At 70.3% G+C, this 15,151-nt stretch carries 12 protein-coding genes; 10 read left to right on the top strand and 2 right to left on the bottom strand.

Going from position 1 to position 15,151, the window contains the following annotated elements; translation table 11 throughout:
• Window positions 1–595 precede the first annotated feature (595 nt).
• A complete protein-coding gene (locus tag IO24_RS0109770; protein WP_031134029.1) occupies window positions 596–946 on the bottom strand; it encodes a helix-turn-helix transcriptional regulator in 351 nt (116 codons plus the stop codon).
• 248 nt (window positions 947–1,194) lie between these two features.
• Between IO24_RS0109770 and IO24_RS0109765 the strand changes: the two genes are divergently transcribed.
• The 9 genes from IO24_RS0109765 (at window position 1,195) to IO24_RS0109725 (ending at window position 12,313) form a co-directional block, all read left to right on the top strand.
• Window positions 1,195–1,854, top strand: a complete 660-nt coding sequence (locus tag IO24_RS0109765; protein WP_420823234.1) for an ANTAR domain-containing protein — start codon at window positions 1,195–1,197, stop codon at window positions 1,852–1,854.
• 234 nt (window positions 1,855–2,088) lie between these two features.
• A complete protein-coding gene (locus IO24_RS0109760; RefSeq protein ID WP_031134025.1) occupies window positions 2,089–3,336 on the top strand; it encodes an ROK family transcriptional regulator in 1,248 nt (415 codons plus the stop codon).
• Window positions 3,337–3,556: 220 nt separating this feature from the next.
• The gene (locus IO24_RS0109755) at window positions 3,557–4,819 is read left to right on the top strand and encodes an ABC transporter substrate-binding protein (RefSeq protein ID WP_031134023.1); all 1,263 of its coding nucleotides are present in this window, start codon (window positions 3,557–3,559) and stop codon (window positions 4,817–4,819) included.
• A 20-nt stretch (window positions 4,820–4,839) separates the two neighbouring features.
• Window positions 4,840–5,805, top strand: a complete 966-nt coding sequence (locus tag IO24_RS0109750) for a carbohydrate ABC transporter permease (RefSeq protein WP_031134021.1) — start codon at window positions 4,840–4,842, stop codon at window positions 5,803–5,805.
• Window positions 5,802–6,692, top strand: coding sequence for a carbohydrate ABC transporter permease (locus tag IO24_RS0109745; protein WP_031134019.1), 891 nt, complete (start codon window positions 5,802–5,804; stop codon window positions 6,690–6,692). Before IO24_RS0109750 ends, IO24_RS0109745 begins: the two co-directional genes overlap by 4 nt.
• Before the next feature lie 12 nt (window positions 6,693–6,704).
• On the top strand, window positions 6,705–9,578 hold the full coding sequence (locus IO24_RS0109740) for a glycoside hydrolase family 2 TIM barrel-domain containing protein (protein WP_031134017.1): 2,874 nt from the start codon (window positions 6,705–6,707) through the stop codon (window positions 9,576–9,578).
• Between the two features lie 126 nt (window positions 9,579–9,704).
• A complete protein-coding gene (locus IO24_RS0109735) occupies window positions 9,705–10,700 on the top strand; it encodes an ABC transporter ATP-binding protein (RefSeq protein WP_031134014.1) in 996 nt (331 codons plus the stop codon).
• A gap of 1 nt (window position 10,701) precedes the next feature.
• Entirely contained in the window at window positions 10,702–11,505 is an 804-nt protein-coding gene (locus IO24_RS0109730; RefSeq protein ID WP_031134012.1) for an ABC-2 family transporter protein, read from the top strand.
• A 1-nt stretch (window position 11,506) separates the two neighbouring features.
• Window positions 11,507–12,313: an ABC transporter permease gene (locus tag IO24_RS0109725; protein ID WP_031134010.1), complete on the top strand. Its 807-nt coding sequence runs from the start codon at window positions 11,507–11,509 to the stop codon at window positions 12,311–12,313.
• Here IO24_RS0109725 and IO24_RS0109720 read toward each other — a convergent pair.
• Complete coding sequence (locus IO24_RS0109720) at window positions 12,303–13,592, bottom strand: MFS transporter (RefSeq protein WP_031134008.1); 1,290 nt, start codon at window positions 13,590–13,592, stop codon at window positions 12,303–12,305. The two genes, IO24_RS0109725 and IO24_RS0109720, sit on opposite strands and share 11 nt — an antisense overlap.
• A 231-nt stretch (window positions 13,593–13,823) precedes the next feature.
• On the opposite strand from IO24_RS0109720, the gene IO24_RS0109715 reads away from it, so the two are divergent.
• On the top strand, window positions 13,824–15,143 hold the full coding sequence (locus IO24_RS0109715; RefSeq protein WP_031134006.1) for a jacalin-like lectin: 1,320 nt from the start codon (window positions 13,824–13,826) through the stop codon (window positions 15,141–15,143).
• Window positions 15,144–15,151: the final 8 nt, after the last annotated feature.

Below are 15,151 nucleotides of genomic sequence, written 5' to 3'. Positions count from 1 at the left end.
GCCGGCCCGGCGTGGCATGCGGGGCCGCAGCGGCCCGTGGCATGCGGGGGCCCGCCGGCCAGACCGTGGCATGCGGGTGCCCCGCCCAGACCATGGTGTGTGCAGGCCGCAGATCGGCCGTGGCGAGCGTAGGCCGGAGGGTCGGGCATGGCGTGCGTGGGCCGGAGGTCGGGCCTGGCGGGCGGATGGCCCGCCGTCAGACCGTCGCGTGCACAGGCCGCAGATCGGCCGTGGCGAGCGTGGGCCGCAGATCGGCCGTGGCGAGCGTGGGCCGCAGATCGGCCGTGGCGAGCGTGGGCCGCAGATCGGCCGTGGCGAGCGTGGGCCGCCTGTCGGCAGCGGCGCGCGCGGCCCGTCGGCCAAGCCGTGGCGTGCGGTGACCAGTTGGGCAGGGCGTGGCGTGCGCAGTCCGCCGGCCAGGACATGGCGCGCACGGCCCGGAGGTCAGCCGTCGCGCGCCACCCGCCGACCGGGCGGTGTCTGCGGGTGGCCCGCCGACCAAACCGTGGCTGGTGTGGGCCGCAGGTCAGGCCGTGGCTTGCGGGTGGCCCGTCGGGGGGCGCGGTCGTGGCCGGCCCCCGGTCGAGGCCCGCCGTCAGGTCGCCGCGTGTGGGCGGCTGCGGGCGGCGGAGGTCGTGGTGCGGTCGGCCTCGTCCTTGACGAGCAGGGACATCAGGGACGCCACGGTCAGACCCGCCTCGGCCGGGTGTCGCAGCACCTTGCCGGGGTCGATCCGGTACGTGTTGGTGCGCCCCTCCCGGGTGTGGGAGAGGTATCCGTCCTGCTCCAGGTCCGCGATGATCTTCTGCACGGCTCGCTCGGTGAGCCTGCAGTGGGCCGCGATGTCCCGGATACGAGCACTGTGATTGTCGGCAATGGCGGCCAGCACACGGGCATGGTTGGTGAGAAACGTCCATCCGGTGTGTGGCTCGGGCACTCCATCCATGCCCCCAACTCTAGCGACCGAACATTCACGCACCCAAAAACACGTACTCCGTTTCATGTATCGGTTGACGTGTGTGGGGTAGAGGGGCAACGCTGGAAGCGGAGGCAAGGCGAACAGAGCAAGACAGAGCAAGGGAGAACAGGGCCATGCCGGAGCCTGCGTACTCTGCGCGGTCTCACACGCAGGGGGGCGCCCTACGCACGGCGGGCGACAGTGCGCCGGCGGCGATCCCGCCCTGCATGGCGACCATGGACGTCGTTCCGGACGGCGACCGGCTGACCGTGACGCTGTGGGGTGAACTGGACCTGGGCAGCCGACGGTTGCTGCCCGAGCTGTACGACATGCTCACCTTGTCCGGTGGCGGCATCGACCTGCGTCTGGACGCGGTCGGGTTCTGCGACTGCTCCGGCCTCAACGCACTGCTCGATCTGCGCAGCCGCGCCATCGACCAGGGCAAGACGGTCACCGTCCGGTCCTGCGGCGTCGCGGTGGAGCGCCTTCTCGACCTGACGGGCACACGGGAGCTGTTCGCGGACTCCGGCCCGCCGGAGAGCAGCCCGGCCGCGCCCGACGCCGACCCGCCGGAGGAGAGCGGCCAGGACCTCCGCGCCGAAGTCGCCCAGCTGCGCCGCGCCATGCAGACCCGGCCCACCATCGACCTGGCCCGAGGCATCCTGATGGCCTCCTTCGGCCTGAGCCCCGAAGCGGCCTGGAGCGTGCTGGTGAAGACCTCCCAGAACACCAACATCAAGCTGCACAACCTGGCCCAGGACCTGGTGGGCAGCGTGCACGGCAGCACCCTGCCGGAGCAGGTGCAGCAGCAGCTGGCCGCCGCGGTCGCCGGCGCGAGCCGCCCCGGCGAGGTGGCGGCGCACCCCGCGGGCGAGCCCGCCGAGGACAGGGACTGACCCACCCGGTCCGACACCGCCGCGATCACCTCACCCGCATGCGACACCGCACCGGCCCCCTCTGAGGCATCATGGGCAGGCCATGGTCGGTCACCCCGGTCCGCACCGGGCGAGCACTTTATAAAGCCCCTTTCCAAACCCCTTGTCGAAAGTCCCGGCAGCCCATAGCCTTGCGCCGCGCCGGTGCCGACGTCGACCCGGCCCGGCCGGTCTGGGAAGGAATGGGGCACCCCGGTGAAGCGCACATCACGTGACATCCGCACCGCGAACCGATACGAGGTGCTGCGCCAGATCATCGCGGAGTCACCCACCTCCCGGCAGGAGCTGGCAGCGGCCACAGGCCTCAGCCTCGCGACGGTCGCCACCCTCGTCGGTGAGCTCCTCGACCTCCGCATGATCACCGAGGTCGGCTTCGAGGACTCGGCGGGCGGGCGCCCCCGGGGCCTGGTCGCGGTCAACTCCTCGGGCGGCGCGCTGATCGGCGTGGACATCGCCGAGACGTACGTGCACGTCGAGCTGTTCGACCTCGGGCTGAACGTGCTGGCCCGCGCCGAGGAGGACGTCCGGCCCAGCGAGAGCCTGCCCGAGCAGGTGGTGGGCCACGTGGCCACCGCCGTCGGCTCGGTGGTCATGCAGGCCGGCATCGAGGGCGCCCGGGTGCTCGGCGTCGGCGTGAGCGTGCCGGGGCAGGTGGACCGCGCGACCGGCATCTCGGAGTACGCGCCCAACTGGGACTGGCACGACGTACCGCTGCTCGACCTGCTCACCGAGCACATCGCCTACCCGCTGTACCTGGACAACCCGCTGCGCGCCAGCGCGGTCGCCGAGCTGTGGTTCGGGGCGGCGCGCGGGCGCGGGAACGCCGTCGTGGTCAACCTCGGCACCGGCGTGGGCGCCGGCCTGGTCCTGGGCGGCGGCCTGCACCGCGGGGTCAGCAACAGCGCCGGCGAGTGGGGCCACACCACGATGGTGCTGGACGGACGCCTGTGCCGCTGCGGCAACCACGGCTGCGTGGAGACCTACGTCGGCGCCCGCGGCATCATGCTGAACCTGCGCGAACTCAGCCCCGACAGCGCACTGTTGCACGCCGACGACCAGACGGCGACCATCGACGCCCTGGCCCGCGGGGTCGCGGCGGACGACCCCGTGGCGCGTCGGGTCGTCCACGACACCGCGCGCTACCTGGGCGCCGGTGTCGCGGACCTGGTCAATCTGTTCAACCCCGAGATCGTCGTGCTGAGCAGCTGGGTCGCCCGCACCCTGGGCGAGCCGCTGCTGCACGAGGTGCGCGAAGCCGTGACCCGGCACGCGCTGCCACGGCCCCTGGCCGCCACCGAAGTCGTTCTCTCCCCCATCCCCACCGACCCGGTGTGCCTGGGCGCGGCGACGTTCGCGCTCGAGGGCGCGCTCCAGGCCGTCGGGCAGAAGAACGGCAAACGCACCGCCCCCGTGAGGAGCCGTACCACCACCCCACCTTCGTAACGGCGGAACCAACTCCTCCGCTCCCCCCGCGCGTTCGAAATCGCGAACCGGACACAACGCTTCGTACAGACTTCGTCCAACCCCTTGCCGAAGCCTTAGCCGAAGCTCTAGCGTCCCGCACCGCACCTCTCTTTGAGCCATCTGGCGCGAGCCCCCGGGCCGTGAGCCATCAGGCAGTGAGCCGCAGAGCCGCAGCCGCACTCGAGACAAGGACGTCAGCATGTCGGCATCGAGCAACATGAACTGGGACCGCCGAAACGTACTGCGGGCCGCGATGGGCCTGGCCGCCGTCGGCGGACTCGCCGCGTGCGGCGGCAACACCGGACGGAGCGGCGGCGGGTCGGGCGACGCCCTCGTCCAGTACTTCCACGCCTACGGCGAGGCCGGCGTCGAGCAGGCCGTGAAGCGCTACGCGAAGGAGTACAAGGACGCCAACGTCGCCACGCAGTGGATCACCGGCAACAACTACGAGCAGAAGCTCTTCGCCGCACTGCTCACCAAGAACGCGCCGGACGTCTTCGAGTTCCACCCGCAGATCCAGCTCGTCAAGAGCGGGCAGGTGGCCGACCTGACCGACATCATCGAGCCGGTCAAGGACGACTTCAACCAGGCCGACATCAAGTCGCACACGGTCGACGGCAAGATATACGGCATCCGGATGATCGACGACCCGCAGTTCCTCTTCTACCGGCCGTCGCTGTTCAAGAAGGCCGGGGTCGAGGTTCCGACCACGCTGGAAGAGCTGATCGAGGCCGCCGACAAGCTGACCACCAGCAAGGTCAAGGGCCTCTTCCTCGGCAACGACCTGACCTCGGTGGATCGCCCGCTGATCTGGTCGGCCGGTGCCGACACGCTCACCGCGGACAACAAGCCCGCCTTCAACACCGACGCTGTCGCCGAGGGCCTCAAGCAGCTGCGCGGCCTGTTCACCAGCGGCAACCTGCTCCTCGACGCCCCCGCCGACTCGTGGGACCCGTCGGCCTTCATCCAGGGCCTGACGGCGATCCAGTGGTGCGGCATGTGGGCCATGCCGGCCATGCAGAAGGCGCTCGGCGACGACATCGGCATCTTCCCGTTCCCGAAGGTCGGCTCGGCCGGCAAGCAGTCGGTGTACAACGGCGGCTGGTCGATGTTCGTCAACGCCAAGGGCAAGAACGTCGAGGCGGCCAAGGAATACGTCAAGTGGCTGTGGATCGACCAGAAGAAGCACCAGGAGGACTTCGCCACCTCCTACGGCTTCCACATCCCGCCGCGCACCTCGCTCGCCGCGTCCGCGACCAAGCTGAAGTCCGGTCTGCCCGCCGAGGGCGTCAAGCTCTTCAACGAGTTCGGCCACTTCGACAACATCGGCTGGACACAGGCCATGATCGCCGCGTTCTGGGACGTGATCGCCAACACCGTCCGCAAGGACGGTGACCCGAAGGCCCAGCTCGACGCCTGTGAGAAGAAGGTCAACGCCGAACTCAAGAAGCTCTTCGGATAGACCACCGGACGGATCTCGACATGTCGACCACCACCACGCGCGGGGTCGCCCAGCCCGCCCCGGCCAAGGTCTCCAAGACCCGGCCGCGGCGGGGCCTGAGGGCGAGCAGCACCTTCAACTTCTGGCTCTTCACCGGTCCGTTCCTGATCGGTCTGGTGATCTTCGTCTTCGTGCCCATCGCCTGGAGCATCTGGCTCAGCTTCTTCGAGGCACGCTTCACCGTCACGCCGAGCGAGTTCGTCGGCTTCGACAACTACAAGCAGATCCTGACGGACACGAACTTCCGGAACTCCCTCGTCACGTTCACCGTGTTCGCCGCGTTCATCGTGCCCGCGACCTGGGCCCTCTCGCTGGGCCTGGCGCTGCTGGTGAACCGGCTGCGGTTCATGCGGGCGTTCTTCCGTTCGGTGTTCTTCCTGCCGACCGCGGTCAGCTATGTCGCCGCCGCGCTGATCTGGAAGATGTCCATCTTCAACGGCGTCCGCTTCGGCCTGGCCAACACCGTCATCGGCTGGTTCGGCATCGACAACGTCGCGTGGCTCGCCAACCCCGACCCGCCCTGGTACTGGCTGGTCATCGTGACCGTCCGTCTCTGGCTCCAGTCGGGCTTCTACATGATCCTCTTCATCGCGGCACTGCAGAACATCCCGCGGGAGCTGTACGAGGCCGCCTCCATCGACGGCGCCAAGCCGGGCTGGCAGACCTTCCGGCACATCACGCTGCCGCAGCTGCGGGCCACGTCCACCGCGGTGATCCTGCTGCTGTTGATCGCCGCCTACCAGGCCTTCGACGAGTTCTTCAACCTGCTCGGCAAGGCCACCTGGGGCCAGCCTCCGCTGGTCGAGCTCTACAAGATGGCCCTCGGCCAGAACCAGAACTACGGCGCGGGCAGCGCGGGCGCGGTCGTCCTGACCCTGCTCATCTGCGTCGTGACCCTCTTCCAGGGCAAGATCATGGGCTTCGGAAGGGGTGAGGAGACCAAGTGACCACCACAGCACCCGACGTCAGGAAGACCGCCAAGCCCGCCAAGGCCGCCAAGGCCAAGCGCGGTGGCGTCATCGGCAACACCGGCCTGTACCTCGCGACCGGCGTCGCGGGCCTGCTCTTCCTCATCCCCTTCTACCTGATCATCCGCAACGCGCTGATGACCGACCCGGAGATCACGGGCGAGGAGTGGAAGTGGTTCCCCACCTCCATCCAGTGGAGCAACTTCAGCGAGCCGTTCGACGACGTCACCGTCGACTTCGCCCGCTCCCTGTGGAACTCGGTGGTCGTCGCCGTCCTGCACACCTCGGGCATCCTGCTGATCTGCTCGATGGCCGGCTACGGACTCGCCCGGATCCCGTACAAGCACGCCAACAAGGTGTTCTACGCCGTCCTGGTCACCCTGATGGTTCCCACGGCGGTCACCTTCGTGCCGAGCTTCGTCCTGGTCTCGTCCCTCGGCTGGGTCGACAGTTACCGGGGTCTCATCATCCCGGGGCTCTTCAGTGGTTTCACGTGCTTCCTGTTCCGGCAGTACTTCCTGGGGTTCCCCAAGGAGCTCGAGGAGGCGGCGCGGGTGGACGGGCTCGGCTACTGGGGCGCCTACTGGCGTGTCGTCGTGCCGAACTCGCTGAACTTCTTCGCGGCCATCGCCACGATCACCTTCATCAACGGCTGGAACGCCTTCCTGTGGCCCCTGGTCATCGGACAGGATCCGAGTGCCTGGACAGTCCAGGTGGCGCTGTCGTCGTATATGACGAACCAGACCGTCAACTACCACCTGATCTTCATGGCCACCGCCATCTCGATCCTGCCCCTGATCTTCGTCTTCCTCTTCCTCCAGCGCTGGCTGGTGCAGGGGATCGCACAGACCGGCATCAAGGGCTGAGCTAGGAGACCGATGTCTTTCCGCACGACCCCATCCGTCGACTACGTCGAGGACGTCTCTCCGGGCAGCGGTGCCCTGCCGCCCCGCGCCTGGTACGCGTCCTCGGACGCGCGGTCCCTGTCGCTGAACGGCAGCTGGCGCTTCCGGCTGTCGGCCACCGCCGGCGCCGAGGACGACTCGTTCGCCGAGGAGGGCCACGACGCCGGGAACTGGGCCGAGGTCACGGTCCCCGGGCACTGGGTCCTCCAGGGCGACGGGGCGTTCGGCTCCCCGATCTACACCAACCACCTCTACCCCTTCCCGGTGGATCCGCCGTACGTCCCGACGGAGAACCCGACCGGTGACCATCTGCGCGTCTTCGACCTGCCGACCGACTGGCCGTCGGACGGCGGGGCGGTGCTGCGCTTCGACGGTGTCGAGTCCTGCGCCCGCGTCTGGCTGAACGGCACGGAGCTCGGCGAGTTCAAGGGCTCCAGGCTCCCGCACGAGTTCGCGGTCGGCGAGCTGCTGAAGCCGGGCGGCAACGTGCTCGCCGTGCGCGTGCACCAGTGGTCGGCGGGGTCGTACCTGGAGGACCAGGACCAGTGGTGGCTGCCGGGCATCTTCCGTGACGTGACGCTGCTGCACCGCCCGGCGGGCAGCGTCGCCGACTTCTTCGTGCACGCCTCCTACGACCACACCACCGGCGAGGGCACCCTGCGCGTCGACTCCGACGTCGACGGGCGGGTGACCGTGCCGGCCCTGGACATCGATGTCGCCACCGGCGAGCCGGTGACGGTCGCGGTCGAGCCGTGGACTGCCGAGACGCCGAAGCTCTACGACGGTGTGCTGGCCACGGACGGGGAGCGGGTGCCGCTGCGGATCGGTTTCCGCACGGTCGCCCTCGAGGACGGGCTCATCAAGGTCAACGGCAGGGCGATCCTGTTCAAGGGCGTCAACCGGCACGAGTGGCACCCCGAGAAGGGCCGCGCGCTCGACCTGGAGACCATGCGCGAGGACGTGCTGCTGATGAAGCGGCACAACCTCAACGCCGTGCGCACCTCGCACTACCCGCCGCACCCGGCCTTCCTGGACCTGTGCGACGAGTACGGCCTGTGGGTCATCGACGAGTGCGATCTGGAGACCCACGGCTTCACCGAGCAGGACTGGCGGGACAACCCGGTCGACGACGACCGCTGGACCCCGGCCCTGCTGGACCGCGCGGCGCGCATGGTCGAGCGGGACAAGAACCACCCGTCGGTCGTGTTCTGGTCGCTGGGCAACGAGGCCGGCACCGGCCGCGGCCTGACCGCCATGGCCGAGTGGATCCACGACCGCGACCCCGAGCGGCTGGTGCACTACGAGGGCGACTGGAACTGCCGCGACACGGACGTGTACTCGCGGATGTACGCCTTCCACGACGAGGTCGACAAGATCGGGCAGCAGCTGGACGGCGGCACCCGCAAGCGCCGCGAACTGCCGTTCATCCAGTGCGAGTACGCGCACGCGATGGGCAACGGCCCCGGCGGGCTCGCCGACTACCAGGAGCTGTTCGAGAAGTACGACCGGCTCCAGGGCGGGTTCATCTGGGAGTGGATCGACCACGGCGTCAAGCACGCCGAGCTGGGCTACGCATACGGCGGTGACTTCGGCGAGGAGCTGCACGACGGCAACTTCGTGTGCGACGGCCTGGTCTTCCCGGACCGGACGCCGTCGCCGGGCCTGATCGAGTACAAGAAGGTCATCGAGCCCGTCCACATCGAGGGCGACGGCGCGAACGGCATCGTGCGGATCACCAACAAGCAGGACTTCGCCGATCTGTCCGCGCTGGCCTTCGAGTGGTCGTGCCAGGTGGACGGTGAGACGGTCGAGTCGGGTTCGCTGTCGGTGCCCGCGCTGGCGCCGGGCGAGAGCGCCGAGGTGAAGCTGCCGGAGCCGCCCGTGGACGGCCGGGGCGGCGAACGCCAGTGGACCGTGCGGGCGCTGCTCGCCGGCGACACGCTGTGGGCCGCGAAGGACCACGTCGTGGCCTGGGGGCAGTTCGCCGCGGGGGCGCGGCCGCTGCCGTCCTTCCCCGCGACCGACCGGCCCGCGCTCGACGACGGCCGGATCGCGCTCGGCCCGGCCCGGTTCGACGCCCGCACCGGTGCGCTCCTCTCGGTCGACGGGGTGGAGGTCACCGCCGCGCCCCGGCTGGACGTGTGGCGGGCGCCGACCGACAACGACGACGGCGCCGAGTGGCAGACCGACACCCGCTACGGGATGCTGTGGCGCACGCTCGGACTGCACCGGATGCGCCACCGCCTGGTCTCGGTCGAGGCGGGCGACGACGCGCTGACGGTCCGCACCCGGGTGGCGCCCGCCGCCCGCGAGGTGGGCCTGGACACGGTGTACCGCTGGACGTCCGACGGCGAGCGGCTGCGGCTGACCGTGTCCGTGACGCCGGAGGGCGACTGGACGGTGCCGCTGCCCCGGCTCGGTGTGCGCTTCGGACTGCCGGAGGCGGACCGGGTGGAGTGGTTCGGCGGCGGTCCCGGCGAGGCGTACCCGGACACCGGCAAGGCGTCCATGGTGGGCCGCTGGCAGTCGACGGTGGACGGGCTGCAGACGCCGTACGTCCGCCCGCAGGAGAACGGCGCCCGCGCCGACGTCCGGTGGGTGGAGCTCGGCGGCCTCAGGATCGAGGGCGACCCGGAGTTCTGGTTCACGGCGCGGCGCTGGACGACCGAGCAGCTCGACGCGGCCCGGCACCGCAGCGACCTCACGGCCGGCGACACGGTGTGGGTCAACCTCGACCACGGGCTGCACGGCATCGGCTCGCAGTCCTGCGGCCCGGGTCCGCTGCCGCAGTACTTCCTGAAGGCGGAGCCGGCGGAGTTCTCGTTCGTCATCTCGACCACCAGGTAAGAAACCGATAAATCGATTGACTGATTGATCGACATTTTGACAGTGTCGTGGCGTCATCAGCGGCCGGTCGGCTCTCGCAGCCGACCGGCCGCAACTGTGTTCACCACAAGGGAGTTGGTGGGTCAGTTGAGTGTCGCCATCGAGGTCCGCGGGCTGTCCCGCACCTTCCACACCACCGTCCGCCGCCCCGGCTTCACGGGTGCCGTCCGTTCTCTGGTCAACCCCGAGCGGGTGGCCAAGCACGCCGTCTCCGACATCACGTTCGACGTGGCCACGGGCGAACTCCTCGCCCTGCTCGGGCCGAACGGCGCCGGCAAGTCGACCACCATCAAGATCCTCACCGGCATCCTCACCCCCACGTCCGGCGAGGCCCGGGTCGCGGGTGTGGTGCCGTACCGGGAGCGGGAGCGCAACGCCCGCAATGTCGGGGCCGTGTTCGGGCAGCGCACCCAGTTGTGGTGGGACCTGCCGGTGCGTGAGTCGTTCGCGATCCTGCGGGACATCTACGAGGTGCCGAAGGCCGAGCACGCCGCCCGGCTACGGGAGTTCGACGACATCCTGGAGCTGTCGTCGTTCTGGGACACCCGCGTCCGTCACCTCTCGCTCGGCCAGCGGGTGCGCAGCGATCTGGCCGCCGCACTGCTGCACGACCCGCCGGTCGTGTTCCTCGACGAGCCGACCATCGGCATGGACGTGGTGGTGAAGGAGCAGGTGCGGGAGTTCCTGCGGCACCAGGTGGAGCAGCGTGGCCGTACGGTGCTGCTGACCACGCACGACATGACGGAGGTCGAGCGGCTCGCCGAGCGGGTCGTGCTGGTCAACCACGGCCGGCTGATGCTGGACGGCTCGCTCGACGAGATCCGCCGGAAGTTCGGCTCGACCTGGCAGGTGCGGGCAACGCTGGCCGATCCGCACGCCGAGGTCGTGCCACCGCCGGGCACCGCGCTGCTGCGGCACACCGGCGCGCAGGTCGTCTTCGGCCCCGACGGGGACGCCGCGCCCACGGTCCACCAGGCGCTGAAGGCGGTGATCGAGCGGTTCGAGGTGACGGACATCGCCCTGGACGAGGCGGACCTCGAGGACGTGATGCGGGCCGCCTACGCGCACGCCGGGGAGGCCTGACGTGGCCGTGCTCCACGCCTGGCGCGCCGCCCGCGTCACCCCGCTGGGCGAGCTGAACGCACCGCCCCGGATGACCGCCGTCGCCCTCCGGATGGCCGTGCAGGTGGTGCTGGTCTGGTCGCTGTGGAGGGGCCTGTACGCGCAGTCGGGCACGACCGCGGGGCTGAGCCGCGACCAGGCGGTCACGTACGCCGTGCTGGCCGTCCTGGCGTCCCGGCTGCGGGAGCTGGACCAGTACGCGGGCCGGGACACGGTCCTGCAGCACATGCACTTCGGCACCATCGTCTACTGGTACCTGCGGCCGCTGCCGCCGCAGCGTTACTACGCCCTGCGGGCCGCCGGAGAGCAGCTCTACGGGCTGGCGTGGGCGCTGACCGGGTACGTGATCTGCCTGGCCGCGGGCGTCGTCGAACCGCCGGGATCGCCCGCCGTGGCGGGGGTGTTCACGCTCAGCATGCTGCTGGGCCAGTGGGTTCTGTACTACGTCATGCTCGTGCTCGACCAGTTGTGCTTCTGGACGGTCCGCAACACCGCGGCCATGCTGATCCTGCTGTTCGCGCAGAACCTGCTGTCGGGTGTGTACGCACCGCTGTGGTTCTTCCCGGACTGGTTCGTGACGATGAGCGCCTTCCTCCCCTTCCAGGCCACACTGAGCGTGCCGCTGTCGCTGTACGTGGGGCGGATTCCCCTGTCCGACGCGGCGTTCCAGCTTTCCGTGCAGGCCGCGTGGGTCGTGGCGCTGGCGCTGTTCACCCGGCTGCTGTGGCGGCGGGCCGCCCGGCGCGTGATCTCGCAGGGAGGCTGAGATGTCGCTGAAGGCTCTGCGGATCGTGTGGCGTGTGACGGCGCTCAACTTCCGGGCGCAGATGGAGTACCGCACGGAGTTCCTGCTGATGATCGCGATCGGGGCGATCTGGCAGGTGTCGGTGATCGTGTTCGCGACGGTGCTGTTGTCGCGGTTCGCCGGGATGGGCGGCTGGGACAGCTCCGACGTGCTGCTGATCCCGGCGACGCGGATGCTGGCGCACGGGCTGTTCGTGCTGTTCCTGGGGCGTATGCACTGGGCCGGCCGGCAGATTCAGGAAGGCCGCATCGACATCTATCTGATGCGCCCGATGCCGGTCCACCGGCAGATCCAGCTGGCGTTCTTCCCGACCAACGCCATCGGTGACCTGACGGTGGCGGCGGGCCTGATGGTGGGCGCGCTCTCCCGCAGCGACCTGGACTGGACGACGGGCCGCGTCACCTACCTCGTCGCGGCCGTACTCGGCGGCATGCTGCTGGAGGCGGCCCTGTTCACGGTCGTGGCGAGCGCCTCCCTGCGCTTCCCGGCCGCCGACATGTGGGGCCGCTGGCTGGAGGAACTCCTCGGCACGTTCGGCAGTTACCCGCTGAACGTCCTGCCCAAGGCGGTGGGCGGTTTCCTCACCTACGGCCTCCCGCTCGCGTTCGTCGCCTACTTCCCGGCGGCGGTCCTGACGGGCCACGGCCACACGACGGGAGTCCCGTACTGGCTCGCGGCGGCCTCACCGCTGCTCGGGCTGGTGGCGTATCTGGCGGCTCGGGTGCTGTGGAAGTGGAGCCTGCGGCACTACAGCGGGGTCAACGGCTGACGGTCCGGCCCGCGCCGCGGATCGGGGTGAACAGGGCGGTCACGGCGAGCAGGACGCAGGTCGCTCCGGCGGCCAGGGCGACCGGTGCCGTGCCCTGTTCCTCCGCGGCCCACGTCAGCACGGCGGCACCGGCCGGTGCCGCCGCGTAGTGCAGGGTCCAGAACGCGGAGGTGACCCGGCCCAGGAGGTGTTCCGGGGTCACCTCCTGGCGGAGCGACAACGAGCAGGTGCCCCCCATGGCGGCACAGGCGAGGAAGGCGGCGCTCAGAGCCGCGACGACCGGCACGTCACGGGCCCAGCCGAGAACGGCGAACGCGAGACCGCAGCCCGCGACGGAGCCGGTCCACGTCGGCCCGAAGCCGAGGCGGCGGCGGATCCTGGCCACGAGCAGGGCGCCGGTGATGGTACCGAGTGCGCCGGCCGCCATGACCGTGCCGACGGTGCCGTCGTCGTGCCCGAGGTCGTGCTTGAGGTGGTAGATGACCAGGTCGTAGATGCCGAGGGTGAGGAAACTGAAGACGAACAGCAGGGCGGTGAGCGAGCGCAGCACGGGGTGGCCGTAGAGAAAGGCGATGCCGGTGCGCAGGTCCTGCCACAGTCCGGTGCGCTTGCCCGGCTGTTCGTCCGGAGTGCGCCCGGGGAACCGTACGAAGAACAGGCACATCGCCGACCCCCCGAAACTGGCCGCGTCCACGCCGACGGCCGCGGCCGGGCCGGACCACGCGGCGACCAGCCCCGCGCCCAGCGGCCCGAGGACACCCGCCGCGGCGGCGGTGGCGTTGAGCCGCCCGTTGGCCTCGGTGAGCCGCTCGGTGCCGACGAGGCCGCGCACGACCGTGACGTAGCCGACCGCGAACAGCATCCCGACGGCCTCGCACAGCGGCAGCACCACGTACAGCAGCCAGATCTGCGGGCCGAACAGCCACACCAGCGGGATCACCCCGTACAGCCCCATGCGCACCAGGTCGCAGGCGATGAGCAGCCGGCGCCGGTCCACCCGGTCCACGACCGCCCCGGCGAACACCGCCGCCACGACCGCCGCCGCCCCGCCCACCGCCGTCAGCAGACCCATCCGCGCGACCGACCCCGTGGCCTCCAGCACCAGCAGGGGCAGGGCGATCAGCGCGAAGGAGTCGCCGAGCACGGAGAGGGTCTGGGCGGCCCAGAAGATCCCGAAGTCGCGTTGCCGCCACAGCGGACGCGCTTCGCGTAAGCCGTCGTCGGCGGCCTCCGCCGGGCTGCCGGTCCCGTCCTCGCGCCGCGCCGACCCGTGCGCCATGCCGCCTCCCCCGCGTCCCCGGAAACCCTACGGCCTGCACAGGTCTGCCCAACGGGCTGAACCCGCACGCCTGAAACGGTGGCCCCGGCACCGTGAAGTGATCTCTCCGGCGACGCACTCGTCCCCCGTTGTTTCCCCGACTTCCCTTGCGCACCACAGCGGTTGCCCTCGAACCTGAGCACTGCTCACCTCTCCCCCTGCTGGGCTCCCCGACCTGAGACAGGACCCCCCATGAGACGACTCACCGGCGCCCTCACCGCCGCCGTGCTGGCCGTGACCGGCCTCGCCACCGCGGGCGCGCCGACCGCCACCGCCGCGGACTCCGGCTCCTTCGACGTGCTGACGTACAACATCGCGGGCCTGCCGCTCGGCCTCGGCGACAGCGACCCCGAGACCAACACCCCGCTGATCGGGCAGCGGCTCGGGCCGTACGACATCGTGAACGTGCAGGAGGACTTCAACTACCACGCCTCCCTGTACGCCAACGACAAGCACCCGTACCGCACGGCGACCAGCGGCGGCGCGGCCTTCGGCGACGGCCTCAACACCCTCTCGGATCACGCCTTCGAGGACTTCCAGCGGGTGAAGTGGAACGACTGCACCGGCACCAACTGCCTGACCCCGAAGGGCTTCACGCTCGCGCGGGTCAGACTGGCCGAGGGCACCTACGTCGACCTGTACAACGTGCACACCAATGCCGACGCCACCGACGACGCGCTGGCCGCCCGCCGCGCCAACGTCGAGCAGCTCTCCGACTTCATCCGGGTGAACTCGGCCGGCAACGCGGTGATCGTCATGGGCGACACGAACACGCGGTACACGCGCACCGGCGACAACATCCGCACCCTGCTGTCGGAGAACGGCCTGACGGACGCATGGGTGGAGCTGGTGAAGGGCGGCACACCCCCCGCCCAGGGCAGCGACGCGCTGGTCTGCGACACGGCGGCGCCGACGAACGACTGCGAGGTCGTGGACAAGGTCCTCTACCGGGGCAGCAGGCTCGTGGACCTCACCGCCACCCGCTACCACAACGACTGGGCGTCCTTCCTGCGCTCCGACGGCAAGCACCTCTCCGACCACTTCCCGCACACCGTCGGCTTCTCCTACACCCTCGGCTCCGCGCTGCGGGCGAGCGACTTCTTCGGCGGCCCGCACGGCACGGCCTTCAACGACGCCGACGACCTGCCGCGGGCCCCGTCCCCCCGTACCCTCACGCTGCGCGGCGGTGCCCGTCTGGACGCCGTGTCCCTCACCCACGACGGCGGCACGGCCCTCACCCACGGCGGCACGGGTGGCACCGCGGCCTCCCTGACCCTGGCCGCGGGTGAGCACCTGACCTCGGTGAAGCTGACGCAGGGCCAGAAGGACGGCCGTACCCGCCTGTTCTCGGCGGCTTTCACGACCGACCGCGACCGCACCCTGTCCGCCGGCACGGCCACGTCCGACACGAAGACCTTCACGGCCCCCTCCGGCTGGCAGATCGTGGGCTTCACGGGCCGGGCGGGCGCCGAACTCGACAAGCTGGGGGTGGTGTACGCGCCGGTCCGCTGAGCGGGCCG

The sequence above is a fragment of the Streptomyces flavovariabilis genome, from assembly GCF_000725785.1.
Lineage (GTDB): Bacteria > Actinomycetota > Actinomycetes > Streptomycetales > Streptomycetaceae > Streptomyces > Streptomyces hawaiiensis.
Note: the sequence above shows the minus strand (reverse complement) of the source record. Positions and strands in the feature narration are given on the sequence as shown.

Bases quoted from the DNA above. Each gene is read 5' to 3' on its own strand.
- IO24_RS0109765 (WP_420823234.1), top strand. From the start codon at position 1,195: ATGGACGTCGTTCCGGACGGCGACCGGCTGACCGTGACGCTGTGGGGT.
- IO24_RS0109740 (WP_031134017.1), top strand. From the start codon at position 6,705: ATGTCTTTCCGCACGACCCCATCCGTCGACTACGTCGAGGACGTCTCT.
- IO24_RS0109725 (WP_031134010.1), top strand. From the start codon at position 11,507: ATGTCGCTGAAGGCTCTGCGGATCGTGTGGCGTGTGACGGCGCTCAAC.
- IO24_RS0109720 (WP_031134008.1), bottom strand. From the start codon at position 13,592: ATGGCGCACGGGTCGGCGCGGCGCGAGGACGGGACCGGCAGCCCGGCG.
- IO24_RS0109770 (WP_031134029.1), bottom strand. From the start codon at position 946: ATGGATGGAGTGCCCGAGCCACACACCGGATGGACGTTTCTCACCAAC.
- IO24_RS0109755 (WP_031134023.1), top strand. From the start codon at position 3,557: ATGTCGGCATCGAGCAACATGAACTGGGACCGCCGAAACGTACTGCGG.
- IO24_RS0109750 (WP_031134021.1), top strand. From the start codon at position 4,840: ATGTCGACCACCACCACGCGCGGGGTCGCCCAGCCCGCCCCGGCCAAG.
- IO24_RS0109715 (WP_031134006.1), top strand. From the start codon at position 13,824: ATGAGACGACTCACCGGCGCCCTCACCGCCGCCGTGCTGGCCGTGACC.